The organism is Streptomyces sp. NPDC004134, assembly GCF_042874195.1.
Taxonomy (GTDB): domain Bacteria; phylum Actinomycetota; class Actinomycetes; order Streptomycetales; family Streptomycetaceae; genus Streptomyces.
Genome location: NZ_JBIAMS010000004.1, coordinates 33335 through 59747 on the forward strand (window position 1 = coordinate 33335; position 26413 = coordinate 59747).

Sequence of the window (26413 nt, forward strand, 5' to 3'; positions counted from 1 at the left end):
CAGGGGGCGCGGCCGGCTCAGGGTGCGGTGCCGCCCAGGCGGTCGGTCGGGTACTTCTCGACGTACTGCGCCATGGTGTCGTTCCGCATGGCCTCCCACAGGGGGTCGCCCGCCTTGTCGTCCAACAGCACCACCGACTGGCCGTCGATCATGTCGAGGCCCGCGACCGGCGCGTTCATGAACACCAGGTCGCTGGAGCGCACCCCCTTCATGTCCCACATCAGGTCGCGCATCGCGCCGTCCGAGAACCGGTCGTCGACGCTGACCGTGGCGGTGACCGCGTCCAGCAGGCGCTTGACCTTGAGCGGGTTGGAGAAGTTGTCCGAGGACATCGTCTCGGTGATGACGGCGCGCAGGAAGTTCTGCTGCCGCTGGGTGCGGTCGAGGTCGCCGCGGGGCAGGCCGTGGCGTTCGCGTACGTAGTCGAGGGCGGTCTTGCCGTCCATGTGGTGGGTGCCGGCGGTCCACTCGCCGCCGCCGTTGCGGCGCGGGGTGGTCTCGTCGATGGTGATGTCCACGCCGCCGACGGCGTCGGTGAGCCGCTTGAAGCCGCTCCAGTCGATCACCGCCAGGTGGTCGATCTTGACCTTCGTCATGCGCTGCACGGTGTCGATGAGCAGCGGGGGGCCGCCGTAGGAGAAGGCCGCGTTGAGCTTGGCGTCGCCCCGGCCGGGGATGTCCACCCAGGAGTCGCGGGGCAGGGAGACGACGTAGCCGCCGTCACGGCCCTCGGGGAGGTGGACGAGCATCATCGTGTCGCTGCGCTGCGCGCCCGGCTGCCAGGTGTGCTCGCCGGCGCCGTCGCCGGTGAGCGGGAGGTCGGAGCGGGCGTCGACGCCGATGAGAAGGTACGTTTCGCCGCCCTTGGACGGCGCCGGCTGGTGCTTCTCGGGGACGTTCGTCGGGAAGGCGTTCGGGATGCGGTCGACGCGCCCCGTGTAGTGCTCGTACGCCCACCAGAGGCCGCCGGCGAGCATGAGCACGCCGGCGAAGAGCATGATCACGGCGCCGAGGAGCACCTTGCGGCCGCGGCGCATGCGGCGGCGGGGCGCTGCGTGCGAGGGGGCGCCGGCGGGGTCTTCGGGGCCGTCCGGGCCATCCGGGCCGTCCGGGCCATCCGGGCCGACGGGGCCGGTCGCGGGACCGGTCGCCGGGTCGGCCGCCTGGTGGGCGAACAGGTCCGGACCGTCCGCTCCCTTGGGCCCGCCGTCCGCGGCCGTGCCCTCGGCTCCCGGTGTTCCTTGCGCTCCGGGTGTTCCCTGCGCGCCCGGAGCGAACGCCGCGTCCACGTACGCCGCGTGCGCCGCCGTCGACATGTCCCCGGCGTACGGCGCCTCCGGCTCGCGGGCGCGCGGCGTACCGGGCTCGTCGGTTCCGCTGCCCGCTCCGTCCAGATGCTGCCTCGCCACGATTCCCACTCCTTTAGGTGCACGTTCATGAGTCAGACTCCGCACCCGGGCCCATGGTTGCCCAGGTGGGTGTGTCGGAGCCCGCCGTTATGCTCGGGACCATGACCTTGAAGATCACCGTGATCGGCACCGGCTACCTCGGGGCCACGCACGCCGCCGCGATGGCGGAGCTGGGTTTCGACGTGCTCGGCCTGGACGTGGTCGAGGAGAAGGTCGAGCTGCTGTCGGCGGGCAGGGTGCCGATGTACGAGCCGGGCCTTGAGGACCTGCTGCGCAAGCACGTCTCCGGGGTCGGGGGCTCGTCCGGCCGGCTGCGGTTCACCACGTCGTACGCGGAGGCGGCGGCCTTCGGCGACGTGCACTTCGTGTGTGTGAACACGCCGCAGAAGCAGGGCGAGTACGGCTGCGACATGAGCTACGTCGACGCCGCGATCGACACCCTGGCGCCGCACCTCGACCGCGCGTGCCTGGTGGTCGGGAAGTCGACGGTGCCGGTGGGCTCCGCGGCCCGGCTGGCGCGCCGGCTGGCCGAACTGGCGCCGGCGGGCGAGCAGGCCGAGCTGGCCTGGAACCCGGAGTTCCTGCGCGAGGGCTTCGCCGTCGAGGACACCCTGCGCCCCGACCGCATCGTCGTCGGCGTCGCGAGCGAGCGCGCCGAGAAGGTGCTGCGCGAGGTGTACGCCGCGCCGCTGGACTCCGGTACGCCGTTCGTGGTCGCCGACTACCCGACTGCCGAGCTGGTGAAGACGGCCGCCAACGCCTTCCTCGCCACGAAGATCTCGTTCATCAACGCCATGGCCGAAATCTGCGAGGCCGCGGGCGGCGACGTGGTCAAGCTGGCCGAGGCGATCGGCTACGACGACCGGATCGGGAAGAAGTTCCTGCGTGCCGGGATCGGCTTCGGCGGTGGCTGCCTGCCCAAGGACATCCGGGCGTTCATGGCCCGTGCCGGTGAACTCGGTGTCGACCAGGCGCTGACGTTCCTGCGCGAGGTCGACTCGATCAACATGCGCCGCCGCGCCCACATGGTCGAACTCGCCCGCGAAGCCTGCGGCGGGACCTTCCTGGGCCGGCGGATCGGCGTCCTGGGCGCCGCGTTCAAGCCCGACTCCGACGATGTGCGTGATTCCCCCGCGCTCAACGTCGCCGGGCAGATCCACCTCCAGGGCGGCCAGGTCACCGTCTACGACCCGAAGGGCATGGACAACGCCCGCCGCGTCTTCCCCACCCTGCGCTACGCGGAGTCGGCGGAGGACGCGCTGCACGGCGCCGACCTGGTGCTGCACCTCACCGAGTGGCCGGAGTTCCGCGCCCTCGACGCCGGGCGGCTCGCGAAGGCCGTCTCCCGGCCGCATCTGATCGACGGCCGGAACACGCTCGACCCGGTGCCGTGGCGCGCCGCGGGATGGACGTTCCGCGCGATGGGCCGCCCGGCGGCGTAGCGCGCGCCGGCCGACGCCCGCCCGCGCGCCGCCGCCCACGCGCCCGCGCGCCGGACACGGCGAACCCCCCGTTCCGCCGGAAACGGGGGGCAACGCCGTGCGGGGGACCCTCAGATGGAGACGCCGTTGTCGCGCAGGTACGCGACCGGGTCGACGTCCGAACCGTAGTCCGGGCTGGTGCGCACCTCGAAGTGCAGGTGCGGCCCGGTGGAGTTGCCGGTGGAGCCGGACAGACCGATCTGGTCGCCGGCGCCCACGCTCTGGCCCACGCTCACCGAGGTGGACGACAGGTGGGCGTACTGGCTGTAGCGGCCGTCGTCGTGCTTGATCACGACGGCGATGCCGTACGCGCCGCCGTCGGCGCCGTTGCCGGCCTTGACGACGGTGCCGGAGGTGACGGCCTTGACCGGGGTGCCGGTGCCGGCGGAGAAGTCGACACCGGTGTGGTAACCGCTGGACCACGAGCCGCCCGCGGCCCGGTACGCCGTGGAGAGACCGGCGTCGATCGGGGCGGAGAACCCGCCCGCGGGAGCGGCCTCCGCTGCCGGCTCCTCCGCGGCCGCCGGCTCCTCCTGCTGCGCGGAGGACGGCTCGGCCGAGGTGGTCTCCGGCTCTTCGAGGGTGACCTCTTCGCCGCCGTCGAACTCGTACTCCTGACCGGGGAAGATCAGGTCCGGGTCGTCGCCGATGACGTCCTTGTTGCCCTCGTAGATCGTCTGCCAGCCGCCCGCGATGCCGTGCTTGCGAGCAATGTCCCACAGGGTGTCACCGGAGACGACGGTGTAGTTGCCGGCCTTCTCGAACTTCTTCTCCGGCGCCTTCTCCTGCTTCGGGGCCTCGTCCTTGGCGGCCTGCTGTGCGGGCTGCCCGGACTCGGTCTGCGCCTCGGGCTCGCTCTTCCCGGCACCGCCGGTGGAGAGGTCGGGGGCGGGGCCGCCCTGGGTGAGCCCGGCCTGCACCGAGCAGACCGGCCAGGCGCCGGGGCCCTGCGAGGCGAGGACCTTCTCGGCGATCTCGATCTGCTGCTCCTTGGTGGCCTGGTCGGCGCGCGGGGCGTACTGCGTGCCGCCGTAGCCCTCCCAGGTGCTCTGCACGAACTGCAGGCCGCCGTAGAAGCCGTTGCCGGTGCTGATGCTCCAGTCCCCGCCGCTCTCGCACTGGGCCACGCGGTCCCAGGTGTCGACGGAGGCGGCCTGGGCGTGGCCGCCGGCGATGAGCGGAATGGCGACGCCGGCGCTGCCGGCGGTGACGATGAGGGCCCTGCTGCCCCGGGCTATCCGGCCCAGGCGACGGTGACGTCCGCGTGCGGACATGGACATGCTCCTCTCCGACGCCTGCGAGGTGAGCTGTCGGGTTCGAGCTGGAGATGCCCGGCCACGCGGAGCATGGCTTCACCCCAAGCCGTACCGCGCTTGCGCACGGTGCGGCACTTACCTGGGTCCCCCGCTCCTGCCGTGAAAGCTGAAGTGCCTGCCCGTCGCCGCCGACAGGATTCGGCGTTACGGCGACGAGGTACCCGCATCGGTGGCGCGAGCACGGCGAGCACCGTAAACACACAGCCGAAAACAGAACAAGCTGTGAACCGCCATCAAGGCCGTTCCCCACATCACATCGGAATCAGCCCGACAATCGCCCCATCCCGCGCCGCTCCTCAATTCCCCCTACCCGGTGGAGACTTGTCGACATATGAGGAGTCGGACACATCGCCCCATGGCGTGAGAATTCTGTGAGTGACTTATGTCACTCTGCTCACACCTGGACCTTCGCGGGGCCGTCGAGCTGTTCGATGGTGGCGATCGACGGGCCGCGCCGAGCGGCCACTTCGCGCGCCGCCGCCTCGGCGTCGCGCAACACCCGCAACGCGTTGGCCCACAGCAGCCTGGCCAGGTCTTCTTCCGACCAACGGCGGTACAGCAGCTCGGCGACGAGGTGCGGATAACCCGCGACGTCGGCGAGGTCCTCCGGCGTGAACGGCGTGCCGTCGAAGTCGCCGCCGATACCGATATGGTCGATTCCCGCCACTTCGCGCATATGATCCAGATGATCCGCCACGGTCGCGGCCGTCGCCTGCGGCCGCGGATGCGCCTCCTCGAACGCACGCCGTACGCGGACCGCTTCGCCGTCCGCGCCGAACGGGTCGAGGCCGCGGGCGGTCATGTGCTCGTCCACCTCCGCGGTCCACGCCACGGCGGCGGGCAGGACGAACTTCGGCACGAACGTGGCCATCGCCACACCGCCGTTGGCGGGGAGCAATTCCAGCACATCATCCGGAATGTTGCGCGGGTGGTCACACATGGCGCGAGCGGATGAATGGGAGAAAACGACCGGCGCCTCGGTGACGCGCAGCGCGTGGCGCATGGTCGAGGGCGCCACGTGGGAGAGGTCGACGAGCATGCCGACCCGGTTCATCTCGCGCACCACCTCCTCGCCGAAGGCGGTGAGCCCGCCGTGCCGCGGCTCGTCGGTCGCGGAGTCGGCCCAGTCGGTGTTGTCGTTGTGCGTAAGCGTCATGTAGCGCACGCCGAGCCGGCGGAAGGCGCGCAGCGTGGCGAGCGAGTTGGCGATGGAGTGCCCGCCCTCGGCCCCCATCAGCGAGGCGATCCGCCCGTCGGCCCGCGCCGCCTCCACCTCGTCGGCGGTCACCGCGAGCCGCAGCTCCCCGGGATAGCGGTCGACGAGCCGGCGCACCACGTCGATCTGCTCCAGACACGCGCTCACGGCGGCGTCCCCGGCCAGCTCGGCGCTCACGTACACGGACCAGAACTGCGCCCCCACCCCGCCGGCCCGCAGCCGCGGGATGTCGGTGTGCAGCCGCGCGCTCTGGTCGACGGCGATGTCACGCCTGTCGATGTCGTACGTCACCTGCTCCCGCAGGGCCCAGGGAAGATCGTTGTGCCCGTCGACGACGGGGTGCGCACGCAGCACCTCGCGCGCACGCGCGAGCAGTTCGCCGGTCATAAGGTCGTCCTCCCTGCGCGGATAGCGTGGGCCCCACGCTATCCGCGCAGGCTGACAGCCGGACGACCGGCCCCGGATCGGACGGTGTGTCAGCCCGCCCGGGTGGTCTTGCGGCGGAGGCGGGCGCCCTTTTCGCGGGCCTGGTGGTTCAGGTCCTCCTGGAACGCCGACATCCGGGCGCGGAGGTCCTCGTCGTGGGCGGCCAGGATGCGGGCGGCCAGGAGGCCCGCGTTGCGGGCGCCGGCCACGGAGACCGTGGCGACGGGGACGCCCGCGGGCATCTGGACGATGGAGAGCAGCGAGTCCATGCCGTCGAGGTACTTCAGCGGGACCGGGACGCCGATGACCGGGAGGGGCGTGACGGAGGCGAGCATGCCCGGGAGGTGGGCGGCGCCGCCGGCGCCGGCGACGAGGGTGCGCAGGCCGCGGGGCGCGGCCTGCTCGCCGTAGGCGATCATCTCGTGCGGCATCCGGTGCGCGGAGACGACGTCGACCTCGTACGGGACCTCGAACTCGTCCAGGGCCTGCGCCGCCGCCTCCATCACCGGCCAGTCGGAGTCGGAGCCCATGACGATGCCGACCAGCGGGCCGTTCTCCGCGCTCATACGCTGCTCATTCCGTGATCGTCCCCCGCAGGTAGTCGGCGGCGTGGCGGGCGCGGGCGCGCACGTCGGCCAGGTCGTCGCCGTAGGTGTTGACGTGGCCGACCTTGCGGCCGGGCTTCACGTCCTTGCCGTACATGTGGATCTTCAGCCCCGGGTCCCGGGCCATGCAGTGCAGGTACGCCGGGTACATGTCGGGGTAGTCGCCGCCGAGGACGTTCGCCATCACCGTCCACGGGGCGCGCGGGCGCGGGTCGCCCAGCGGCAGGTCGAGCACGGCGCGCACGTGGTTGGCGAACTGCGAGGTGACGGCGCCGTCCTGGGTCCAGTGGCCGGAGTTGTGCGGGCGCATGGCCAGCTCGTTGACGAGGATCCGGGGCTCGCCGTCCGGCCCGTCCGCCTCGAACAGCTCCACCGCGAGGTGGCCCACCACGTCCAGCTCCATCGCGATCCGCAGCGCGAGCTGCTGCGTACGCACCGCGTCCTCGGGCGCGAGCCCGGGCGCCGGGGCGAGGACCGTGTCGCAGACGCCGTCGACCTGGATGGACTCCACCACCGGGTACGCGACCGCCTGGCCGCTCGGCGAGCGCACGACGTTCGCGGCCAGCTCGCGGCGGAAGGCCACCAGCTCCTCGGCCAGCACCGGCACCCCCGCGCGGAACGGCGGCGCGGCGTCCTCCTCCGTACGGACGACCCACACGCCCTTGCCGTCGTACCCGCCGCGGACCGTCTTCAGCACGACCGGGAAGCCGCCGCCCTCGCGCGCGAAGCGCGCCACGTCCGCCGGGTCCGCCACGATCCGGTGCCGCGGGCAGGGGATGCCCAGCTCCGTCAGCCGGGCCCGCATCGCGCCCTTGTCCTGCGCGTGGACCAGCGCGTCCGGGCCCGGTCTGACCGCGACGCCCTCCGCCTGGAGGGCCCGCAGATGCTCGGTCGGCACGTGTTCGTGGTCGAACGTGATCACATCGCAGCCGCGGGCGAACTCACGCAGCGTGTCCAGATCGCGGTAATCCCCGACGACCGTGTCACCCGCCACCAGAGCGGCCGAGTCCGTACGGGTGCCGCTGAGAAGCTTGAACCTGATGCCGAGGGGGATGCCCGCCTGGTGGGTCATCCGGGCGAGCTGTCCCCCGCCGATCATGCCGACTACCGGGAATGTCACGCGTCCCAGCGTATCGGCAGGCCGGGCGGAGCCGCCCCCTCCGTCGGCCGGCCCGGTTAGCATGAGGTCTCCGGCCCGCCGGAGATGACCATGACCAGGGGAACACCACCGACCATCGGAGTCTGACGATCTTGATGAGTGCACGGCAACCGGGGGCAACGCGGCTGCGCCGCCTGAGCCGCGAGGTGGCCGAGTTCGCCGCGGTCGGGGGCATCGGCGTCCTGGTCAACCTGGCGGTCTTCAACCTCGTGCGGAACTCCACGGAGCTCCCCGTGGTCCGCTGCAGCATGATCGCGACGGCCGTCGCGATCATCTTCAACTACATAGGCTTCCGGTACTTCACCTACCGCGACCGGGACAAGACCCGGCCCCCGCGCGAGTTCACCCTGTTCCTGGTCTTCAGCGCCGCCGGGCTCGTCATCGAGAACGGCCTGCTGTACGTGGCCACGTACGGGTTCGACTGGGACACCCCGCTGCAGAGCAACATCTTCAAGTTCCTGGGCATCGGGGTGGCCTCGCTGTTCCGCTTCTGGTCCTACCGGAGCTGGGTGTTCCGTGCGGTGCCCGCGGCCAGGCCCGCCGCCGCGCCCGCGGATGCCGGGGAGGCCGGTGACATAGCCGCGGCCGCCGAGGTGCGGATCCCGGGCACCCGGCGGAAGCCGCGGGAGGCCAAGGAGCCGGAGGAGCCGGGGGAACCCGAGGCGCAGGAAGAGGCGGTCGGAGCGCGGCGGTAGCGTTCGCGTCCCGTACGAGCCGTCACGTATCGCGTACGCGCCCCCTCCACCCCCGCGAGCCCGCCCGCACGCCCCGTACCCAGGCGGCCCGTACCCAGGCGGCCGTGTGCCCCGTACCCGAGCCGGTCGCGGACCCCGTACGCCCCCTCAGTGGTCCTCGTGCTCCCGCGCGAGGAACAGCGCGAACGTCGTCGGCTTCTGCTGCACCAGCTCCAGCCGCCCCCCGTCCGCCTCCGCCAGGTCGCGGGCGACCGCCAGCCCGAGACCCGTCGAGTTGCGCCCGCTGACCGTGCGCTCGAAGACCCGCGAGCCGAGGTCCGCGGGGACGCCGGGGCCCTCGTCGGTGACCTCCGCGACCACCTGGTTGCCCGTGACCCGGGTGCGCAGCGCGACCGTCCCCGCGCCGTGCATCAGCGCGTTCTCGATCAGCGTCGCGAGCACCTGCGCCACCGCGCCCGGCGTGCCCACCGCGCGCAGGTCCTTCTTGCCGGAGCGGACGATCGCCCGCCCCTCGCCGCGGTACGCGGGCCGCCACTCCTCCAACTGCTGCTTGACGACCTCGTCCAGGTCGAAGCCCATCCCCGAGCCGGCCTTGGGGTCCCGGGACTTGGTCAGCAGCCGCTGCACCACGTCCGTCAGCCGCTCCACCTGGGTGAGCGCGACCGCCGCCTCCTCCTTGACCGTCGCCGGGTCGTCGGTGAGCGCGATCTCCTCCAGCCGCATGGACAGCGCGGTCAGCGGCGTACGGAGCTGGTGCGAGGCGTCCGCGGCCAGCCGCCGCTCGGCGGTGAGCATCCGCGCGATCCGCTCGGCGCTGGCGTCCAGCACGTCGGCGACGCGGTCAAGCTCGGGGACGCCGTAGCGGCGGTGGCGGGTGCGCTGGTCGCCGGAGCCGAGGCGCTCGGCGGTCTCGGCGAGGTCGGTGAGCGGGGCGGTGAGCCGGTTGGCCTGGCGGACGGCGAGCAGCACGGCGGCGCCGACGGCGAGCAGCGCCACGGCGAAGATGATCAGCAGGGTCTGGCCCAGCTCGTCGTTGACCCGGTCGCGGGCCTCCATGACCGTGACCCGCTCGCCCCTGCTGCCGCTCTCGGTGGCCTCGATGACCGAGCCCTCGGGCCGCTCACCGATCTTGACCGGCGGCCCGCCCGGCAGCTCCACCTCCGCGAAGCGCCCGTCCGTGACCTGCGCGGCGAGCGCCTGGCGGGTCACCCGCGCATCGTCGGCGATCTTGCCTTCCACGACGCTGAACAGCCGCACGGCCTCCGACTGCACCCGGTCGCGCGCGGCGGCCTCGATGGTGCGGGTCTCGACGATGACGAGCGAGACGCCGAAGACGGCGATGACGACGAGCACGACCGCGAGGGTGCTGTTGATGAGCCGTCTGCGCATGGCTGCCGGAGGCCGCGGGCGGCCTAGCTCTTCTCGAAGCGGAAGCCCACTCCGCGGACCGTCGCGATGTAGCGGGGGTTCGCGGCGTCGTCGCCGAGCTTCTTGCGCAGCCAGGAGATGTGCATGTCGAGCGTCTTGGTCGACGACCACCAGGTGGTGTCCCACACCTCGCGCATCAACTGCTCGCGCGTGACCACCCGGCCCGCGTCCCGCACCAGCACCCGCAGCAGGTCGAACTCCTTCGCCGTGAGCTGCAGTTCCTCCTCGCCGAGCCAGGCGCGGTGCGAGTCGGTGTCGATGCGCACGCCGTGGGTGGCCGGCGGCTGCGCCTCGGTGGAGCCGCGGCGCAGCAGGGCGCGGACCCGGGCGAGCAGCTCGGCGAGGCGGAAGGGCTTGGTGACGTAGTCGTCGGCGCCCGCGTCGAGGCCGACGACGGTGTCCACCTCGTCAGCGCGGGCGGTGAGCACCAGAACCGGGAAGCCGTGCCCGTCGGCGCGCAGCCGCCGGCACACCTCCAGGCCGTCCATCCCGGGCAGGCCCAGGTCGAGCACGAGGAGGTCGACGCCGCCGCGGAGCCCGGCACCGAGCGCCGTGGGACCGTCTTCTCGGACCTCCACCTCGTAGCCCTCCCGGCGCAGCGCGCGGGCCAGCGGTTCCGAGATGGCCGCGTCGTCCTCGGCCAGCAGTACTCGGGTCATGGTGCGATGGTAGACCTCCCGTCACCGAGAGTGGGCCGGTGGCGTCGGGTTCGCTCACCGCCCGGCACGCGGTCGAACGTCTCGGCGGCGCCCGTGCGCCGGTTCGCGCCGTCCGCCGGATCGCGGTCGCCGGATCGCGGTGCGTGGCGTTGTCGGCGACCATGAGGTCACCGGGCCGGCCGGTCCGCGGGGAGGCGGGTGCGATGGCTGCGGTACGGGTCCGGTGGCGGCGGCGGCTCGTGGCCGCGGCGCTGGGGACCGTCGCGGCGCTCACGGCGGTGGTGCTGCAGCCGGCCGGGACCGTGCCCGCGGAGCGGACTGCGGAGCGGACTGCGGAGCAGCGGCCCGGCGCAGACGGGGCGCTCAGGCGCAGCGTCGAGGCATACGGGGAGCATCCGGGGCAGCGCGTCACCGTCCACTGGCAGCCGCGGCGGGCGCTCCGGGGTGCCCTGGTCGTGCTGCACGGGGGGTACTGGTCGTACGACACCGACTGGGAGCACTGGGCGCGGGCCTTCGCCCGGCGCGGCTACGCGGTCTTCGACGCCGGTTACCGCCTGACCCCCGAGGTGCCGTGGCCGGCGCAGCGGGACGACGTGCTGGCGGCGCTGCGGTGGGTGCGGGACAACGCCGCGGGGTACGCCGTGGATCCGGCGCGGGTGGGGGTGCTGGGCTCGTCGGCGGGCGGGCAGCTCGCCGTGGCGGCGGCCACGTACGGGGCGGGGGGCGAGCTCAGCGCCGGGGTGGTGGCGCTGTCGCCGGTGGCGTCGCCGTACCGGGCCTGGCTGGACGGCGGGGGGCCGGGGGCGACGGCGGCGGAGCGGCGGCTGCGGGCGAGCACGGAGCGGCTGGCGGGGTGCGTACCGGACGGCACGCCGTCCCTGTCGGCGGACCCGGGGTGCCGGCGGGCGTGGTGGTCGCTGGATCCGCGGAGCACGGCGTCCGGGCGGGACGACGCCCCGATGCTGCTGCTGCACTCGGCGCACGACTTCGCGCCCGCGTACCACTCGGAGGAGGTGGCGGCGGCGGAGCTGGCGCAGGGGATGCCGGCGGAGGACGTACGGGTGCGGGTGGTGCCGGGCAGCGCGCACGGGATGCGGCTGCTGACGCGGCCGGGGGTGGTCGGGGAGATCGAGGGGTGGCTGCGGGGGCGGATCGGTTAGGTGTACGCGCCGGGCGGGGGCGTAAGACGATCGGCTCGTACGACGTGCGGCGGGCGGGATACGTACGACGTCACGGCAAGCGGCCCGTACGACGAACCGGCGGTGCCGCGTGCGGCGCTTCAGAGCGGCGCGGACAGCTCCGCCCACACCGTCTTGCCCGCCACTCCCGCCTCCCGCTGCACGCCCCAGTCGAGGCACAGCCGCTGCACGATGAACATCCCGTGCCCGCCCGGCCTGCTGGCCCGGTGCGGGTTGCGCGGCTCGGGCGTACCGGTGCCGGAGTCGCTGACCTCCAGCCGCAGCACCTTGCCCGCCGTGCGCAGCCGCAGTTCGTCCGGGCCGCCGCCGTGCAGGCAGGCGTTGGTGACCAGTTCCGAGACGACGAGCAGGACGTCCTCCGCGGCCGCGCGCTGCTCCGCGTTGACCGCGGGCAGCCAGCCCCAGTCCTCCAGCGCCCGGCGGGCGAAGTCGCGGGCGCGGGGCACCATGCCGCTGGCGCCGACGAGCCGCAGCCGTCGCACCTGTCCCGCGGGGGCGGGCTCGCCGGCCGGATCGGCCGCGGCGGCACCGCCGTCGGGGCGCGCGGGCGCGGCGGCGCCGCTGCCGGCCTCGCCTTCCGGTGGCAGTGCACCCGGCGGCAACGACCTGAAGCTCATCGCCTCACGACACCCCCTTCGCGCAACCGCACGCCCGCTCGCGCACCCGTCCGCGCATTCGTGCCCTTCCTGCCCGTTCCAGAAGTTTCGCCTGGGCTTCTGCCCTACGAGATCGCGGAAACACCCCCGAGTTTCCCCGGGACGCTGTGACGCGCATCACCTGACGCACCGGCCCCACCCGGCTTCCGGTGACCGGGAGGTCACTCCACGAGGGCGGCCTCCAGGGTGTCGTGCAGCGAGAAGACCGCCTCCGCACCCGTGATCTCGAAGACTCTGGCCACCACCGGCTGCAGGCCCGCGAGGTGCACCGCTCCCCCGCCGGCCTCCGCTTTCAGGCGGGCGCCGAGGAGCACGTTCAGCCCGGTCGAGTCGCAGAACTCCAGGCGCGAGCAGTCGAGTACGAGCCGGCTGCGGCCGCCGGCGATACATCGCTCCAGCGGCTCCCGCAGCACCTCGGCCGTGTGGTAATCGAGTTCACCCGCAGGTGTGAGGACAGCGCTCCCGCCATGGACCCGCACGTCGACGTGCAGTCGGCCGCGGCTCTGGCTTCCGGCGGTTCCGGCGTCCATGCGCGCTTGTCTCCTGACCCTCGGGCTGACGTGCAATGCAGCTCCGACCCTACGCCTTTGGTCACACGTTCGGCACCCGAACAGCCAACATAATAGGGCAAATATGGACACCTGATTCTTGCACCGGAGGAGAGAAGCGGGTAGGGCTAGAAGAACTCACCACACGTGGCCTTGGGAGGCGCCGCAGACCACAAGCGGACAAGAACTGGCATCGGCAGCCGCATTGCCGAGAACGATGGAGGACAAATGTCAACCCGGCTCGACGCCGCGGCGAGCACGCCGCCGGCACGACCCCACGCCGAGCACGGCAACGACCACACTGAGCACCACGGCGCGGACACCGTCGTCTCCCGTGGCGGGCCCGGCGGCGAGAACGCCGCCGACCAGGCCACCGAGGACACCGCGAACGCCGCGGACGGCGCCGGCGGCGCGGCCGCCTCGTTCACGGGGAGCATCGACGAGCTGGAGGGCATCGCCTTCGACGAGGTCGCCCCCGCGGACGCGCGGGCCATGTCGAAGACCCTCTTCGACCGGCTCGGCACCCTCGAAGAGGGCACCCACGAGTACTCGTACGTGCGCAACACCCTGATCGAACTCAACCTGGCCCTGGTGAAGTTCGCCGCATCCCGGTTCCGCTCGCGCAGCGAGCCGATGGAGGACATCATCCAGGTCGGCACGATCGGGCTCATCAAGGCGATCGACCGCTTCGAGCCCGCCCGCGGGGTGGAGTTCCCCACCTTCGCGATGCCGACGATCATCGGCGAGATCAAGCGCTTCTTCCGCGACACCTCCTGGTCCGTACGCGTCCCGCGGCGGCTGCAGGAGCTGCGCCTCGACCTGGCGAAGGCGGGCGACGAGCTGGCGCAGCAGCTCGACCGCGCCCCCACGGTCGACGAGCTGGCCGAGCGGCTGGACATCGGCAGGGACGAGGTCGTCGAGGGCATGGCCGCCTCGAACGCCTACACCGCCAGCTCGCTGGACGCGCAGCCCGAGGAGGACGACTCCGAGAGCACCCTCGCCGACCGCATCGGCTACGAGGACCACGGCCTGGAGGGCATCGAGTACGTCGAGTCCCTCAAGCCGCTGATAGCGGAGCTGGCGCCGCGCGACCGGAAGATCCTCTCGCTGCGCTTCGTGGCCAACATGACCCAGTCGGAGATCGGCGAGGAGCTGGGCATCTCGCAGATGCACGTCTCCCGGCTGCTGTCGCGGACGCTGGTGCGGCTGCGCAAGGGGCTGATGGTCGAGGAGTGAGCCGCGGGCCCGGCACCGGGCCGAGAGCCGCCTCCCCGGGTTTCCGGGGAGGCGGTGCCATGATCGGCCCATGGCCTCCCCCCGGCGGCGGCCCGGCCGTCAGGCCCCGGTGCTCGCCCTGCTCACGGCGCTGGCGCTGGCGTGGACGGGCGCCTGTGCGATGCCGGGCGTGGACGGCCGGGAGCCGCCCGGCGCCGGCACCTCGCCGTACGAACCGGACGCCCGCGGCGACGAGTGGACCCCCTGCCCGCTGACGGGCATGGAGCGGCGCGAGTGCCGCGGCGTCACCGTGCCCGTCGGCGGCGGCAGCCGCGAGACCCTCCGCCTCGCGCTCTCCCGGCTGCCCGCCCGTGACCCCGGCCGCCGCGTCGGCGCGCTCGTCCTCGCGCCCGGCGGGCCGGGTCTGTCGGGCCTCCAGGAGGCCGTGTCCGCAGGCGTCGACTACCCCCGCGCGCTGCGCGACCGGTTCGACATCGTCGGCTACGACCGCCGCGGCACCGGCCGCAGCCACCGCGTCGACTGCGGCGAGCCCCGCGGCGCGCTCGACCGCCTCGGCACCGCGCGCAGCCTCCGGCTCGTCCGGGACGCCACCGCCGTCGACGCCGCCGCCCGCGACTACGTCGAGGGCTGCCGCCTCTCCTACGGCCCGCTGCTGGCCCGCCTCGGCTCCCGCGCGGCCGCCACGGACCTGGAGCGGGTCCGGCGCGCGCTGGGCGAGGAGCGGATCAGCCTGCTGCTGCACTCGTACGCCACGGTGGCCGGCCAGGTCTACCTCACCCGCCACCCGGAGCGGGTGCGCGCGGCGGTCTTCGACGGGGTCGTCGACCCGGACCGGCCGGGCACGTCCTACGTACTGAGGACCCTGCACACCCGCCAGGAGCTGGACGACGAACAGGTGCCGGAGCCGGGGCCCAGGGCCGTACCGAAGGCGGTGCCGTCCGACGTGCGGGCGGCGTTCGACGAACTGGACCCGGGACCGCCGCCGCTCGCGCTCTTCCTCGGGGTCCACTGCACGGACTTCCGGTGGCCGGGGAACCTGCGGGCACTCCTGCGGGAGCTGGACGACGCGCAGGAGGCACGGTGGCGTACGCGGACGGTGGCGCGCGACTACGCGCCCTGCGTGCACTGGCCGGGGCGCGGCGAGCCGCTGGGCGCGGTCCGGCCCGGGGACGGTGAAGGGAACGGTGACGCGGGCGGTGACGGGGACTACGGCGCGGCCGACGGGGCGGATCTGCTGCTGATCAACAGCGAGGACGACATCCGCACCCCGGCGGCGGGCGCGGAGCGGGTGGCGATGCGGTTCCGTGCGCCACTGCTGACGGTGCCGGGCGGGCGGCACGGGCTGGTGGGCTTCGGCAACGAGTGCGCGGAGCGCGCGGCGGTGGAGCATCTGACGGCGCGCCACGCGGCGGACCCGGACGCGAGCCTCGGTTGCTGACCGGCCCGGCGGGACCAGCCGCCGCTCCTCGGTTGCCGGCCGGCCCGGCGGGACCGGCCGCCGCTCCTCAGTTGCCGCCCGGGGCGCTCGCGCCCGTCGTCGCTCCTCAGTTGCCGCCCGCCGTCACCCGCTCCCCCCGCTGCCAGACCTCCGCCACCAGCGGCACCCCCGGCCGGTACGCCAGGTGCACGTGGCTCGGCGCGTCCAGCAGCGCCGCGTCCGCCCGCGCACCCGGTGTGAGGCGGCCGACGTCCGTGCGCCGCAGCGCCGCAGCGCCGCCCGCCGTCGCGGACCACACCGCCTCGTCCGGCGTCATGCCCATCTCCCGTACCGCGACGGCCACGCAGAACGGCATGGAGCTGGTGAACGAGGAGCCCGGGTTGCAGTCCGTCGACAGCGCCACCGTCGCGCCCGCGTCCAGCACCCGCCGCACGTCCGGGTAGACCGCCCGGGTCGAGAACTCGCAGCCCGGCAGGAACGTCGCCACCGTCACCCCCGACCCCAGCGCCGCCACGTCCGCGTCGGTCAGGTGCGTCAGGTGGTCTGCGGACGCCGCCTCCAGCTCGACGGCGAGCTGCACCCCCGGCCCGTACGACAGTTGGTTCGCGTGCACCCGCGGGGTCAGGCCGCGTACCTTGCCGGCCGCGAGGATCGCGCGCGCCTGGTCGCCGTCGAACGCCCCCTTCTCGCAGAAGACGTCGATCCACCGTGCGTACGGCGCGCAGGCGTCCAGCATCTCGCCGGTGACCAGGTCGACGTACGCGCCCGGATCATCCGCGTACTCCGGTGCGACGACATGCGCACCGAGGTACGTGACCTCCTCCACCTGCTCCGCCGCGACCCGCAGCCCCCGCGCCTCGTCCGCCGCCGTCAGCCCGTAGCCGGACTTCGTCTCCAGCGTCGTCGTGCCCTGGTGGCTCATCTCGCGGACGAACCGGCCGAGGTTGGCCGCCAGTTCCCCGTCCGTGGCGGCGCGCGTGGCGGCGACCGTCGTGCGGATGCCGCCCGCGGTGTAGGGGCGGCCCGACATCCGGGCGGCGAACTCGCGGGTGCGGTCGCCGGCGAAGACGAGGTGGGAGTGCGAGTCGACGAAGCCCGGGAGCAGCGCCCGCCCCGCCGCGTCGTACGCCGTGTCCGCGGCCGGCGCCGCGTCCGCCGCGCCGACCCAGGCGACGCGGTCGCCGTCGAAGACGACGGCCGCGTCCTCCAGCAGGCCGAGCGGCCCGTCGCCGAGGGCCGGGTCGTTGGTGACGAGGCTGCCGATGTTGACGATGGCGGTGGCGGTCATGTTCCTGCCCTCGTGGGTCGGGGTGGCGTGCGGGAAGGGGATACGGCCCGTGGCGTGCGGGAAGGGGATACGGCCCGGTGGCCCGTGGGACCTGGATGCGGGAGTCAGCCGCGCAGTGCCGCGATCGCCGCCGCCAGCGCCCCCGGTACGTCCTCCACGAGCGCGTGCACCCCGTCCCGTACGACGTGCCTGCCCCCCACCACCGTGTGCCGCACGTCCGCCGCCGTCGCCGCGAACACCGCCGTCTCCGCGCCCAGCCGCGGCACCGCGCCCGCCGTGCGCACGCTGTCGAGCGCCACGGTGGTGAAGTCCGCGAGCCCGCCCGGCTCCAGCCGGGCCGGCGCGGCCCAGCCGAGGGCCTCGTAGCCGCCCTCGGTGGCGGCGCGCAGCAGTTGGTGGGCGGTCCAGTGGCCGCGGCGGCGGGTGCGCAGCCGCTCGTTCAGCTCCAGCGCCCGCGCCTCCTCGAAGAGGTCGATCACGGCGTGGCTGTCGCTGCCCAGCGACAGCGGGCTGCCCGCCCGCTCCACGGCCCCGGCCGGGCCGATGCCGTCCGCGAGGTCCCGTTCGGTGGTGGGGCACATGCACACGCCGGTGCTGCTGCGGCCGAGGAGGGTGAGGTCGTCGGCGGTGAGGTGGGTGGCGTGCACGGCGGTGGTGTGGAGGCCGAGGACGCCGTGGTCGGCGAGGAGGCGGGCGGGGGTGACGCCGTGGGCGGCGACGCACGCCTCGTTCTCGGCGGGCTGCTCGGAGAGGTGGACGTGGAGCGGGACGCGGCGGTCCGCGGCCCAGCCCGCGACGGTGGCGAGCTGGCCCGCGGGCACGGCGCGTACGGAGTGGACGGCGGCGCCGACGCGGGCGGCGTCGTCGTCGGGTTCGAGGGCCGCGGCGCGCTCCGCCCACGCGTCGGCGTCGCCGTCGCTGAAGCGGAGCTGGTGCCGCCCGGGCGGCTGCCCGAAGCCCGCGGCCAGGTACGCGGTGTCGAGCAGGGTCAGCCGGATCCCGGCCGCCGCCGCGGCGGCGATCAGCGCGTGGCCCATGGCGTTGGGGTCGTCGTAGCGGGCGCCGCCGGGCGCGTGGTGGACGTAGTGGAACTCGCCGACGCAGGTGATGCCGGCCAGCGCCATCTCGGCGTAGACGGCGCGGGCGAGGTCGTAGTACGTGCCGGGGGTGAGCCGGTCGGCGACGCCGTACATCACCTCGCGCCAGGTCCAGAAGGTGCCGGAGCCGACCTGGACGGTGCCGCGCAGCGCACGGTGGAAGGCGTGGCTGTGGGCGTTCGCCAGTCCGGGGAGGGTGAGGCCGCGCAGGACGGTGGCGCCCGGCGGCGGCTCGGGGACCGCGGTCCGTACCGCGGCGAGCAGCCCGCCGGACGCCGCCGCCTCCAGGACGACACCGGGTTCCACGACCCCGCCGACCCATGCCTGTTCCGCCCAGTACGTCGTCACGCGGCCCCTTCCGACCGAGGTGCGGAGCTGCCGTCGCCGGCCAGGTCCGCCAGCACGTCCGCGAGCGCCCTCACGCCCGCCGCGCAGTCGTCCTCGGCCGCCGACTCGGCCGGCGCGTGCGAGACGCCGGTCGGATTCCGTACGTACAGCATGGCCGCCGGCACCGCCCCGGACAGGATCCCGGCGTCGTGTCCCGCCCCCGTCGGAAGCAGGGGCGCGCCGCCGAGGCGCGCGGCGAGGCGGTCGCGCAGGGCGTGGTCGAAGTCGACGACGGGCGTCAGCGACTCGCGGGTAACCTCCAGCGCCGTGCCGTCGCGGCCGGCGCGCTCGCGCGCGGCCTGCTCGACGGCGGCGACGAGGGTGTGCAGGGTCTCCTCGTCGGCGGCGCGGGAGTCGAGCCAGCCGCGGACGAGCGAGGGGATGGCGTTGACGCCGTTGGGCTCGACGGCGACCTTGCCGAAGGTGGCGCGGGCGCCGGCCTGCGCGGCCTTCTTGCGGGCGGACAGCACGGTGTGGGCGTAGGTCAGCATCGGGTCGTGGCGGTCCTCCATGCGGGTCGTGCCCGCGTGGTTGGCCTCACCGCGGAAGTCGAAGCGCCAGCGGCCGTGCGGCCAGATCGCCGACGCCACCCCCACCGCGTGGTCCGTGCCGGCGAGGGCCACGCCCTGCTCGACGTGCAGCTCGACGAAGGCGCCGATGCGCGCCAGCCGCCCGGGGTCGGGCCCGATGCCGTCGGGGTCCTGCCCCGCGCGCTCCATCGCCTGCGGCAGGGTGACGCCGTCGGCGTCGCGCAGCTCGTGCGCGGCGGTGGTGGTGAGCTGCCCGGCGGTGAGCCGGGAGCCGACGCAGGCCAGGCCGAAGCGGGCGCCTTCCTCGTCGCCGAAGTTGACGACGCCGAGGGGGCGGCCCGGGCGGGCGCCGCGGGCGCGCAGCTCGTCGAGGGCGGCGAAGGCGGAGACGACGCCGAGGGGGCCGTCGAAGGCGCCGCCGTCGGGTACGGAGTCGAGGTGCGAGCCGGTGACGACGGCGCCGCCCGCGGCCGGGTCGCCGAGCCAGGCCCACTGGTTGCCGTTGCGGTCGGTCTCGTACGCGAGCCCGCGCGCGCTCGCCTGTGCCCGGAACCAGGCCCGGCAGTCGGCGTCCGCCGCCGTCCAGGCGAACCGGCGGTAGCCGCCGGAGGGCGCGTACCGCCCGAGGGGGCGCAGCTCGCGCCACATCTCCTGGAACGAGGACGGGCTCACGCGGGTCCGCTTTCCGCGTTCTCCCGCATCGGTACGCGCACGCCCCGCTCGGCCGCGATCTCCTCGGCCCGCTCGTAGCCCGCGTCGACGTGCCGGATGACGCCCATGCCCGGGTCGTTGGTCAGCACCCGGCGGATCTTCTCGCCCGCGAGCGCCGTGCCGTCGGCGACGGTGACCTGCCCCGCGTGCAGCGAGCGGCCCATGCCGACGCCGCCGCCGTGGTGAATGGAGACCCAGGAGGCGCCGGAGGCGACGTTGACCATGGCGTTGAGCAGCGGCCAGTCCGCGATGGCGTCGGAGCCGTCGCGCATGGCCTCGGTCTCGCGGTACGGGGACGCCACCGAGCCGCAGTCGAGGTGGTCGCGGCCGATGACCAGCGGCGCGGCCAGCTCGCCGCTCGCGACCATGTCGTTGAACCGCTCGCCGGCCCGGTCGCGCTCGCCGTAGCCGAGCCAGCAGATGCGCGCGGGCAGCCCCTGGAACTGCACGCGCTCGCCCGCCAGCCGGATCCAGCGGGCCAGCGACTCGTTCCCGGGGAAGAGGTCGAGGATGGCGCGGTCGGTGGCGGCGATGTCCTTCGGGTCGCCGGAGAGCGCGGCCCAGCGGAAGGGGCCCTTGCCCTCGCTGAACAGGGGGCGGATGTAGGCGGGGACGAAGCCGGGGAAGTCGAAGGCGCGGGCGTAGCCGGCCAGCTTGGCCTCGCCGCGGATGGAGTTGCCGTAGTCGAAGACCTCGGCGCCGGCGTCCTGGAAGCCGACCATGGCCTCGACGTGCCGGGCCATCGACTCGCGGGCGCGGACGGTGAAGTCGGCGGGCTTCTCTGCGGCGTACGCGGCCATGTCGGCGAAGTCGACGCCGAGCGGGAGGTACGCGAGCGGGTCGTGGGCGGAGGTCTGGTCCGTGACGATGTCGATCGGGGCGCCGGCGGCGAGCAACTCGGGCACCAGCTCGGCGGCGTTGCCGAGGACGCCGACGGAGAGCGGGCGGCGGGCGTCGCGGGCCTCGGTGGCCAGCCGCAGGGCGTGCTCCGGGCTGTCGGCCTTCGCGTCGAGGTAGCCGTGCTCCAGGCGGCGCTCGATGCGGGAGGGGTCGCACTCGACGCAGAGCGCGACGCCGTCGTTCATGGTGACGGCGAGCGGCTGGGCGCCGCCCATGCCGCCGAGTCCCGCGGTGAGGGTGATCGTCCCGGCGAGCGTGCCGCCGAACCTCTTCGCGGCGACGGCGGCGAAGGTCTCGTACGTGCCCTGGAGGATGCCCTGCGTGCCGATGTAGATCCACGAACCGGCGGTCATCTGGCCGTACATGGTCAGCCCCAGGGCCTCCAGCCGGCGGAACTCCTCCCAGGTGGCCCAGTCGCCGACGAGGTTGCTGTTGGCGATGAGGACCCGGGGCGCCCACTCGTGGGTCTGCATGACGCCGACGGGGCGGCCGGACTGGACGAGCATGGTCTCGTCGGGGCCGAGGGTCGTCAGCGTCCGCACCATGGCGTCGAAGGAGTCCCAGTCGCGGGCGGCCTTGCCCGTGCCGCCGTAGACGACGAGCTTGTCGGGGTGCTCGGCGACCTCGGGGTCGAGGTTGTTCTGCAGCATCCGCAGGGCGGCTTCCTGCTGCCACCCGCGGGCGCTCGGCTGGTTGCCGCGCGGGGCCCGCACGGGTCGGGGTCCTGCCATGCCTGCCTCCTGGCGCGCCGTCCGGCTCCGAAGCCGTTCTGAATGAACAGAAACACATCCTGACGCGACTGAATTAGCCTAGTCAAGGCCGCCTCGCGTCCGACAGTTGGACGCCGTACGACAGCATTTGCGGACGGATGATTGACTGCCGCCATGCCTGACGACGAGCCCGTTCCCGTGCCGCAGAACCTCCCGCTCGCCGCCCGCCGCGACCTGGCGGTACGCGCGGCGCTGGCCGAGGGACTGGTGTCCGGGGACGAGCCGGTGGTGGGGCTGCTGGACGTCGCGGGCATCCGCGCGTCGGCGTCGGCGCTGACGGCCGCGTTCGACGAGGTGGTGGCGCCGGGGACGCCGGTGCTGCACTCCTTCGCGGTCAAGGCCGCCTCGCTGGTGCCGGTGCTGCGGCTGCTCGCCGACGAGGGCCTGGGCGCGGAGGTGGCCAGCCCCGGGGAGCTGGAGCTGGCCCGCGCCGCGGACGTACCCCCGGAGCGGACCGTGCTCGACTCCCCCGCCAAGACCGCGGCCGAGCTGCGCGGCGCCCTGGCGCTGGGCATCGCGGTCAACGCCGACAACCCCGAGGAACTGGCCCGCATCGACGCCCTGGTCCGCTCGGCGCCGACCCGCTCGACGATCGGCGTACGGATCAACCCCCAGGTCGGCGGCGGCAGCATCGGCGCGATGAGCACGGCGACGGCCACGTCGAAGTTCGGCGTGACGCTCCAGGACGAGGGCGCCCGCGACTGGCTGATCCGCGCCTACACCGACCGCCCCTGGCTCACCGCGCTGCACACCCACACGGGCTCGCAGGGCGTGCCGCTGCCGCTGATGGCGGCGGGGGTGCGGGCGGCGTACGACCTGGCGGAGGAGATCAACGCGGCGGCGGGCCGGCGGCAGGTCACGACGCTGGACATCGGCGGCGGCCTGCCGGTGAACTTCGGCTCCGACGAGGTCACGCCGTCGTTCGCGGACTACGCCCGACTGCTGCGCGCGGAGATCCCCGGCCTGTTCGACGGCCGCTACGGGCTGATCACGGAGTTCGGCCGCTCGCTGCTGGCGAAGAACGGCCTGGTGCTGGCCCGCGTCGAGTACGCCAAGTCCGCCGGCGGCCGCCCCATCGCGGTCACCCACGCGGGCGTCCAGGTGGCCGTGCGCACGGTCTTCGCGCCGGACTCCTGGCCGCTGCGCGTGACGGCGTACGACGCGGCCGGCCACCCCAAGACGGGCACCCCGGTCGTCCAGGACGTGGCGGGCCCGTGCTGCTTCGCCGGCGACCTGGTGGCCCGCGCCCGCGAACTCCCCCCGCTCGCGGCGGGCGACCACGTGGCACTCCTCGACACGGGCGCGTACTACTTCTCCAACCCCTTCTCCTACAACAGCCTCCCCCGCCCGGCAGTCCACGGCTTCACGACGGACGGCACCGAGGTCCGCTTCGCGACGGTCAGAACGGCCCAGACCCTCCCGGAAATCGTCAGGGAATCCGGCGGCAACCACAGCAGATCCCTCACCACCCTGACCTGACACCCTCCCCACCCTTGAAGCAGGACCAGACGATCTTCCCCAGAGGCTCGCGGTCCTCGACTCCCCAGCCATCGGCGAGCGCGTCCACCAGTGTCAGCCCGCGACCGTCCACGTCCGTGTCGGCAGCCTCGCGAAGCTCGGGACGCGGCCGGCGACGGCTGTCGTGCACTTCCAGGCGTACGACTTCCTGATCGGCGTCAAGCCTGACCAGGAAGCCGCGCCCGCGCTCGGTCCCGTGCACCAGGGCATTCGTCGCCAGCTCGGAGACGCAGAGCCGAATGTCCTCGGCCCGGTCCAGGAGGCCCCAATCGGTGAGGACCTCGACGGCAAACATCCGTGCGCGGCCGATCGACGCCGGCCGGGCGTCGAAGAACCGCTTCTCCGTAAGGGACTGCATGCTCGTGACCACCAGATGGGCTCGGCGAAACGCGACACTCACGAGCGTGGTCGCTCGCCAGCCGGTGGCCAATCACCCGCCGTTCCACCTTTGTTCCACTTTCGTCCCGTAGGCCACGGGCGTCTGCTTCGATGACGGCTGGAAGGGAGCGACGCATGGCGACCGTGCACCACTGGACGGGCCTGGAGGCCCGGGCCTTACGGCACGCCCTGCGAATGAGCGTGCGGGCGTTCGCCCAGCACCTGGGGCTGGCGGTGGCGACCGTCTCCAAATGGGAAAGCAAGCTCGCCGCCACCGAGCCCCGGCCGGACACCCAGGCGATCCTGGATACCGCCCTCGGCAGGGCCGACGCGTCGGTCCACCTTCGCTTCGAGACGCTCCTGTCCGAGACGACCGGCCCGATGACCGCCTCCCCCCGGGCCTGGGAGTACGAATCCTGGACCGACGACCTGGACCGGGTCGTGGTCGCACTCTCCCGGCAGGATTTCTCCTCCGCCGACAGCCTGCTCGGCCGGTGGCTGGACCGCTACAAGGCCCCCGGACTGGACGAGAAGGGTCTGTACCTGTTCGCCCGCTCCACCGCCCTGCTCGGCGACCTCAGGCGCTATCAGGGAACTCTCGTCGGGCTGCTGTCCGCCCAGCGCTCCTACGCCGGTGCCCGAGCGGTCTTCACCCAGCTCGGCAATGCCCGTCGCATCGCCCAGCTCGACCTGTCCCTCTCGGTGGTCTTGGAGATGTCCGGCAAGCTGGAGAGCGCCGCCCGCAACTACGAAGCACTCGCGGTCGATGACCGGCTCTCCCGCCGCGACCGCGCCCGCGCACGGTTGTGGGTAGGGACCGCGCTGAGCAAGGACGGCCGGCACGACTACGCGACCCGCGTCATGCAGAGCGCAATCCGCGACTTCGAGGAACTCGCCGAACCGGACGACTGGTCTGCAGCCCACCAGAAACTCGCCCTCGCCCACCGCGGCGCCGGTGACCTCACCACCGCACTCCGATTCCTGGAGATCGCCCGCACCTCGGGCACTCCGGAATCCCCGATGCAACGGGTACAACTGACCACCGCTCAGGCCCACATCCTGCGCACCGACCCTGCGACCCGCGACGACGGACTCCGTCTCCTCGACGACGCAGCCCAGATCGCCGCACGGTCCGGCCTCGGGCATCAACTGCGTAGCATCGAGGCCATCAAGCGGACCTGCGAGGGAGCCTTCAAACCTCCACGTCGATGACCAGGGAGCAGCAAGTGGCGGACGGCGAGCCGCGGAGACCCACCATCACCGAGGACCAGCGGCAGGCCGCCCGGCTCATCTGGGACCACCACCGCATGCGTCACGAGATCCGCCCATGTGATGCGGCCGTCGCACTGGGGTGCAACGACCTCGGCGTCAGCACCTTCGCCGCCGGCCTCTACACGACCGGGTTCTTCCCCACCCTCGTGTTCACCGGTGGCAACAGTCCGGCCACCGCCGGCGTGTTTCCCCGTGGCGAAGCGGTGCATTTCCACGAACACGCTCTCGCACTCGGCGTTCCCGCTCACGCGATGCTGCTGGAGCCGAGGGCCGCCAACACCGGGCAGAACCTCGCATACGCACGTGACATCCTCGTCGCCGCCGGTGTCCGGCCACGCTCCGTCATGCTGGTCACCATGCCCTACATGGAGCGGCGGGCCTTCGCCACATGCCGCAAGCAGTGGCCCGAGGTGGACGTGGTGTGCGCCTCCGATCCGTTGCCGTTCGACGCCTACCTCAAGGGCATGGGCGACCAAGAAGCCGTGATCAGCATGATGGTCGGCGACCTGCAGCGCGTCATCGAGTACCCCAAGCTCGGGTTCGCCGTCCCGCAGGAGGTCCCGGGGGACGTGTACGCGGCGTACGAATCCCTGGTTCGCGATGGCTTCACCAGCCATCTCATCGCTTAGTACCTCGCCCGTCGGGTACCCGCTCCGCCGAAGGGCCGGCGTAAGGGGTGGCGGTAAGGGGTTGGTGTAAGGGGTCGGTGGGCATTGGCAGGGGCATGTCTAAATCATCCACCGAAGCGGCCGGGCCGGCACCCTCCGACGGCGGCGGTACGGCGCTGAAGCGGGCCATCGGGCCCAAGTTGCTGCTGCTCTTCGTCGTCGGCGACATCCTCGGCACCGGTATCTACGCCAACACCGGCGCCGTCGCCGGGCGGATCGGCGGAGCGTTGTGGGTGCCGTTCGTGATCGGGTTCGTGGTGGCGATGCTGACCGCCGCCTCGTACGTCGAGCTCGTCGGCAAGTACCCGCGGGCCGCGGGGGCGGCGTTGTACACGCAGAAGGCGTTCCGGGTGCCGTTCCTGACGTTCATCGTCGCGTTCATGGTGATGTGCTCGGGGCTGTCGTCCGCGAGCGCCGCCGCGCGGGCGTTCAGCGGCGACTATCTCCAGGAGTTCGTCGACATCTCGCCGACGCTCATCGCCATCCTCTTCGTCCTCGCCCTCGCCTCGCTCAACCTGCGCGGCGTCTCGGAGTCGGTGAAGACGAACGTCGTGCTGACCGTCGTCGAGGTGACCGGGCTGCTCGTCATCCTCGGCATCGGCGTCGCCGCCGTGCTGACCGGCGAGGGCGAGCCGTCGCGGCTGACGGAGTTCGAGACCGGCGGGACCGGGTACGCGGTGCTCACGGGGGTGCTCGGGGCGACCGCGCTGGGGTTCTTCGCCTTCGTGGGGTTCGAGGACTCCGTGAACATGGCGGAGGAGACGAAGGATCCCGTACGCAACTTCCCGCGGGCGATCTTCCTCGGGGTGGCGATCACCGGCACGATCTACGTCCTCGTGGCGCTCGTCTCCTCGCTGATGGTCGACCACGAGCGGCTGGCCGGCTCCAGCGGGCCGCTGCTGCTGGTCGTCGACGAGAGCGGCGTGGACTTCCCCGCGAAGCTGTTCGCGCTCATCGCGCTCTTCGCCGTGTCCAACTCGGCGCTGATCAACATCATGATGGCCTCCCGCCTCTGCTACGGCCTCGCCAACGAGCGGGTGCTGCCGCGCGGGATGGCGCGCGTGCTGCCGGGGCGGCGGACGCCCGTGGTCGGGATCGTCTTCGTCACGGTGCTGGCCATCGGGCTGGTGTCGACCGGCGAGATCGAGGGTCTCGGCGACACCACGTCGTTCCTGCTGCTCTGCGTCTTCGCCGTCGTCAACGTGGCCGTGCTCGTACTGCGCCGCGACCCGGTGGAGCACAAGCACTTCCGTGCGCCCACGTGGATACCCGTGCTGGGCGCCGTCACCGCCGGGATCCTGGCCAGCCCGCTGTCCGACCGGCCCGCCGACGTCTACATCCGGGCCGGCGTGCTGCTGGCCATCGGGATCGGGCTGTGGATCGTCAACCAGACCGCACTGCGGGCGGCCGGGCGGGAGTGAGT

23 protein-coding genes and 1 riboswitch are annotated in these 26413 nt (G+C 73.2%); of the genes, 9 read left to right on the forward strand and 14 right to left on the reverse strand.

Annotated elements, in window-relative coordinates:
* Positions 1-17: 17 nt before the first annotated feature.
* Positions 18-1409, reverse strand: a complete 1392-nt coding sequence (locus ACFYVJ_RS07320; protein ID WP_388887426.1) for an LCP family protein — start codon at positions 1407-1409, stop codon at positions 18-20.
* Positions 1410-1510: 101 nt separating this feature from the next.
* Between ACFYVJ_RS07320 and ACFYVJ_RS07325 the strand changes: the two genes are divergently transcribed.
* Positions 1511-2851, forward strand: coding sequence for a UDP-glucose dehydrogenase family protein (locus ACFYVJ_RS07325; protein ID WP_388887427.1), 1341 nt, complete (start codon positions 1511-1513; stop codon positions 2849-2851).
* Positions 2852-2961: 110 nt separating this feature from the next.
* Here ACFYVJ_RS07325 and ACFYVJ_RS07330 read toward each other — a convergent pair whose 3' ends face one another.
* From ACFYVJ_RS07330 to ACFYVJ_RS07345, 4 genes are all read right to left on the reverse strand, one after another.
* The gene (locus ACFYVJ_RS07330) at positions 2962-4164 is read right to left on the reverse strand and encodes a transglycosylase family protein (RefSeq protein ID WP_388887429.1); all 1203 of its coding nucleotides are present in this window, start codon (positions 4162-4164) and stop codon (positions 2962-2964) included.
* Positions 4165-4167: 3 nt separating this feature from the next.
* Positions 4168-4360, reverse strand: a riboswitch (cyclic di-AMP (ydaO/yuaA leader).
* 240 nt (positions 4361-4600) lie between these two features.
* Complete coding sequence (locus tag ACFYVJ_RS07335; protein ID WP_388887431.1) at positions 4601-5809, reverse strand: dipeptidase; 1209 nt, start codon at positions 5807-5809, stop codon at positions 4601-4603.
* A gap of 89 nt (positions 5810-5898) precedes the next feature.
* A complete protein-coding gene (gene purE / locus ACFYVJ_RS07340; protein WP_388887432.1) occupies positions 5899-6414 on the reverse strand; it encodes a 5-(carboxyamino)imidazole ribonucleotide mutase in 516 nt (171 codons plus the stop codon).
* Positions 6415-6421: 7 nt separating this feature from the next.
* Positions 6422-7552: a 5-(carboxyamino)imidazole ribonucleotide synthase gene (locus ACFYVJ_RS07345; protein ID WP_388887894.1), complete on the reverse strand. Its 1131-nt coding sequence runs from the start codon at positions 7550-7552 to the stop codon at positions 6422-6424.
* A 155-nt stretch (positions 7553-7707) separates the two neighbouring features.
* On the opposite strand from ACFYVJ_RS07345, the gene ACFYVJ_RS07350 reads away from it, so the two are divergent.
* Positions 7708-8307, forward strand: a complete 600-nt coding sequence (locus ACFYVJ_RS07350; protein ID WP_388887434.1) for a GtrA family protein — start codon at positions 7708-7710, stop codon at positions 8305-8307.
* A gap of 147 nt (positions 8308-8454) precedes the next feature.
* On the opposite strand, the gene ACFYVJ_RS07355 is transcribed toward ACFYVJ_RS07350, so the two are convergent.
* Both ACFYVJ_RS07355 and ACFYVJ_RS07360 read right to left on the reverse strand, forming a co-directional pair.
* Complete coding sequence (locus ACFYVJ_RS07355) at positions 8455-9696, reverse strand: ATP-binding protein (RefSeq protein WP_388887436.1); 1242 nt, start codon at positions 9694-9696, stop codon at positions 8455-8457.
* 23 nt (positions 9697-9719) lie between these two features.
* Positions 9720-10394, reverse strand: a complete 675-nt coding sequence (locus ACFYVJ_RS07360; protein ID WP_047016091.1) for a response regulator transcription factor — start codon at positions 10392-10394, stop codon at positions 9720-9722.
* A 203-nt stretch (positions 10395-10597) separates the two neighbouring features.
* Between ACFYVJ_RS07360 and ACFYVJ_RS07365 the strand changes: the two genes are divergently transcribed.
* Positions 10598-11554 (forward strand): alpha/beta hydrolase, encoded by a 957-nt coding sequence (locus tag ACFYVJ_RS07365; protein ID WP_388887438.1) that lies wholly within the window; start codon positions 10598-10600, stop codon positions 11552-11554.
* A gap of 119 nt (positions 11555-11673) precedes the next feature.
* Here the strand turns inward: ACFYVJ_RS07365 and ACFYVJ_RS07370 are convergent, their stop codons facing one another.
* Complete coding sequence (locus tag ACFYVJ_RS07370; protein WP_234380428.1) at positions 11674-12210, reverse strand: ATP-binding protein; 537 nt, start codon at positions 12208-12210, stop codon at positions 11674-11676.
* Positions 12211-12410: 200 nt separating this feature from the next.
* Complete coding sequence (locus ACFYVJ_RS07375; protein ID WP_388887440.1) at positions 12411-12779, reverse strand: STAS domain-containing protein; 369 nt, start codon at positions 12777-12779, stop codon at positions 12411-12413.
* Between the two features lie 246 nt (positions 12780-13025).
* On the opposite strand from ACFYVJ_RS07375, the gene ACFYVJ_RS07380 reads away from it, so the two are divergent.
* Together ACFYVJ_RS07380 and ACFYVJ_RS07385 are read left to right on the forward strand one after the other, a co-directional pair.
* Positions 13026-14033, forward strand: coding sequence for an RNA polymerase sigma factor SigF (locus ACFYVJ_RS07380; RefSeq protein ID WP_388887442.1), 1008 nt, complete (start codon positions 13026-13028; stop codon positions 14031-14033).
* Between the two features lie 70 nt (positions 14034-14103).
* On the forward strand, positions 14104-15471 hold the full coding sequence (locus tag ACFYVJ_RS07385) for an alpha/beta fold hydrolase (protein WP_388887444.1): 1368 nt from the start codon (positions 14104-14106) through the stop codon (positions 15469-15471).
* Positions 15472-15577: 106 nt separating this feature from the next.
* Here the strand turns inward: ACFYVJ_RS07385 and hutI are convergent, their stop codons facing one another.
* From hutI to hutU, 4 genes are all read right to left on the reverse strand, one after another.
* A complete protein-coding gene (gene hutI, locus ACFYVJ_RS07390) occupies positions 15578-16759 on the reverse strand; it encodes an imidazolonepropionase (RefSeq protein WP_388887445.1) in 1182 nt (393 codons plus the stop codon).
* Between the two features lie 104 nt (positions 16760-16863).
* Positions 16864-18204 (reverse strand): formimidoylglutamate deiminase, encoded by a 1341-nt coding sequence (locus tag ACFYVJ_RS07395; RefSeq protein WP_388887446.1) that lies wholly within the window; start codon positions 18202-18204, stop codon positions 16864-16866.
* On the reverse strand, positions 18201-19421 hold the full coding sequence (locus ACFYVJ_RS07400; RefSeq protein WP_388887895.1) for an allantoate amidohydrolase: 1221 nt from the start codon (positions 19419-19421) through the stop codon (positions 18201-18203). The genes ACFYVJ_RS07395 and ACFYVJ_RS07400 overlap by 4 nt, the downstream gene beginning before the upstream one ends.
* A 20-nt stretch (positions 19422-19441) precedes the next feature.
* On the reverse strand, positions 19442-21115 hold the full coding sequence (gene hutU, locus ACFYVJ_RS07405) for a urocanate hydratase (protein WP_388887448.1): 1674 nt from the start codon (positions 21113-21115) through the stop codon (positions 19442-19444).
* A 153-nt stretch (positions 21116-21268) separates the two neighbouring features.
* Here hutU and ACFYVJ_RS07410 point away from each other — a divergent pair, with 153 nt between their 5' ends.
* Positions 21269-22633 (forward strand): diaminopimelate decarboxylase, encoded by a 1365-nt coding sequence (locus ACFYVJ_RS07410; protein ID WP_388887450.1) that lies wholly within the window; start codon positions 21269-21271, stop codon positions 22631-22633.
* Here ACFYVJ_RS07410 and ACFYVJ_RS07415 read toward each other — a convergent pair.
* The gene (locus tag ACFYVJ_RS07415) at positions 22617-23030 is read right to left on the reverse strand and encodes an ATP-binding protein (RefSeq protein ID WP_388887897.1); all 414 of its coding nucleotides are present in this window, start codon (positions 23028-23030) and stop codon (positions 22617-22619) included. The genes ACFYVJ_RS07410 and ACFYVJ_RS07415 overlap by 17 nt on opposite strands.
* A 155-nt stretch (positions 23031-23185) precedes the next feature.
* Between ACFYVJ_RS07415 and ACFYVJ_RS07420 the strand changes: the two genes are divergently transcribed.
* The 3 genes from ACFYVJ_RS07420 to ACFYVJ_RS07430 all read left to right on the forward strand — a co-directional run bounded on the left by ACFYVJ_RS07420 (position 23186) and on the right by ACFYVJ_RS07430 (position 26411).
* Positions 23186-24262 (forward strand): hypothetical protein, encoded by a 1077-nt coding sequence (locus ACFYVJ_RS07420; protein ID WP_388887451.1) that lies wholly within the window; start codon positions 23186-23188, stop codon positions 24260-24262.
* Positions 24259-24951: a YdcF family protein gene (locus ACFYVJ_RS07425; protein ID WP_388887452.1), complete on the forward strand. Its 693-nt coding sequence runs from the start codon at positions 24259-24261 to the stop codon at positions 24949-24951. The genes ACFYVJ_RS07420 and ACFYVJ_RS07425 overlap by 4 nt, the downstream gene beginning before the upstream one ends.
* Before the next feature lie 95 nt (positions 24952-25046).
* A complete protein-coding gene (locus ACFYVJ_RS07430) occupies positions 25047-26411 on the forward strand; it encodes an APC family permease (RefSeq protein ID WP_388887453.1) in 1365 nt (454 codons plus the stop codon).
* The last annotated feature ends 2 nt before the right edge of the window (positions 26412-26413 follow it).

Excerpts from the sequence above, each read along its gene's own strand:
- purE (WP_388887432.1), bottom strand. The coding sequence starts at position 6,414 with ATGAGCGCGGAGAACGGCCCGCTGGTCGGCATCGTCATGGGCTCCGAC.
- ACFYVJ_RS07330 (WP_388887429.1), bottom strand. The coding sequence starts at position 4,164 with ATGTCCGCACGCGGACGTCACCGTCGCCTGGGCCGGATAGCCCGGGGC.
- ACFYVJ_RS07360 (WP_047016091.1), bottom strand. The coding sequence starts at position 10,394 with ATGACCCGAGTACTGCTGGCCGAGGACGACGCGGCCATCTCGGAACCG.
- ACFYVJ_RS07365 (WP_388887438.1), top strand. The coding sequence starts at position 10,598 with ATGGCTGCGGTACGGGTCCGGTGGCGGCGGCGGCTCGTGGCCGCGGCG.
- ACFYVJ_RS07355 (WP_388887436.1), bottom strand. The coding sequence starts at position 9,696 with ATGCGCAGACGGCTCATCAACAGCACCCTCGCGGTCGTGCTCGTCGTC.
- ACFYVJ_RS07410 (WP_388887450.1), top strand. The coding sequence starts at position 21,269 with ATGCCTGACGACGAGCCCGTTCCCGTGCCGCAGAACCTCCCGCTCGCC.
- ACFYVJ_RS07420 (WP_388887451.1), top strand. The coding sequence starts at position 23,186 with ATGGCGACCGTGCACCACTGGACGGGCCTGGAGGCCCGGGCCTTACGG.
- ACFYVJ_RS07415 (WP_388887897.1), bottom strand. The coding sequence starts at position 23,030 with ATGCAGTCCCTTACGGAGAAGCGGTTCTTCGACGCCCGGCCGGCGTCG.
- ACFYVJ_RS07375 (WP_388887440.1), bottom strand. The coding sequence starts at position 12,779 with ATGGACGCCGGAACCGCCGGAAGCCAGAGCCGCGGCCGACTGCACGTC.
- ACFYVJ_RS07370 (WP_234380428.1), bottom strand. The coding sequence starts at position 12,210 with ATGAGCTTCAGGTCGTTGCCGCCGGGTGCACTGCCACCGGAAGGCGAG.
- hutU (WP_388887448.1), bottom strand. The coding sequence starts at position 21,115 with ATGGCAGGACCCCGACCCGTGCGGGCCCCGCGCGGCAACCAGCCGAGC.
- ACFYVJ_RS07335 (WP_388887431.1), bottom strand. The coding sequence starts at position 5,809 with ATGACCGGCGAACTGCTCGCGCGTGCGCGCGAGGTGCTGCGTGCGCAC.
- ACFYVJ_RS07430 (WP_388887453.1), top strand. The coding sequence starts at position 25,047 with ATGTCTAAATCATCCACCGAAGCGGCCGGGCCGGCACCCTCCGACGGC.
- hutI (WP_388887445.1), bottom strand. The coding sequence starts at position 16,759 with ATGACCGCCACCGCCATCGTCAACATCGGCAGCCTCGTCACCAACGAC.
- ACFYVJ_RS07400 (WP_388887895.1), bottom strand. The coding sequence starts at position 19,421 with ATGTGGCGCGAGCTGCGCCCCCTCGGGCGGTACGCGCCCTCCGGCGGC.
- ACFYVJ_RS07385 (WP_388887444.1), top strand. The coding sequence starts at position 14,104 with ATGGCCTCCCCCCGGCGGCGGCCCGGCCGTCAGGCCCCGGTGCTCGCC.
- ACFYVJ_RS07345 (WP_388887894.1), bottom strand. The coding sequence starts at position 7,552 with ATGATCGGCGGGGGACAGCTCGCCCGGATGACCCACCAGGCGGGCATC.
- ACFYVJ_RS07380 (WP_388887442.1), top strand. The coding sequence starts at position 13,026 with ATGTCAACCCGGCTCGACGCCGCGGCGAGCACGCCGCCGGCACGACCC.
- ACFYVJ_RS07350 (WP_388887434.1), top strand. The coding sequence starts at position 7,708 with ATGAGTGCACGGCAACCGGGGGCAACGCGGCTGCGCCGCCTGAGCCGC.
- ACFYVJ_RS07325 (WP_388887427.1), top strand. The coding sequence starts at position 1,511 with ATGACCTTGAAGATCACCGTGATCGGCACCGGCTACCTCGGGGCCACG.
- ACFYVJ_RS07425 (WP_388887452.1), top strand. The coding sequence starts at position 24,259 with ATGACCAGGGAGCAGCAAGTGGCGGACGGCGAGCCGCGGAGACCCACC.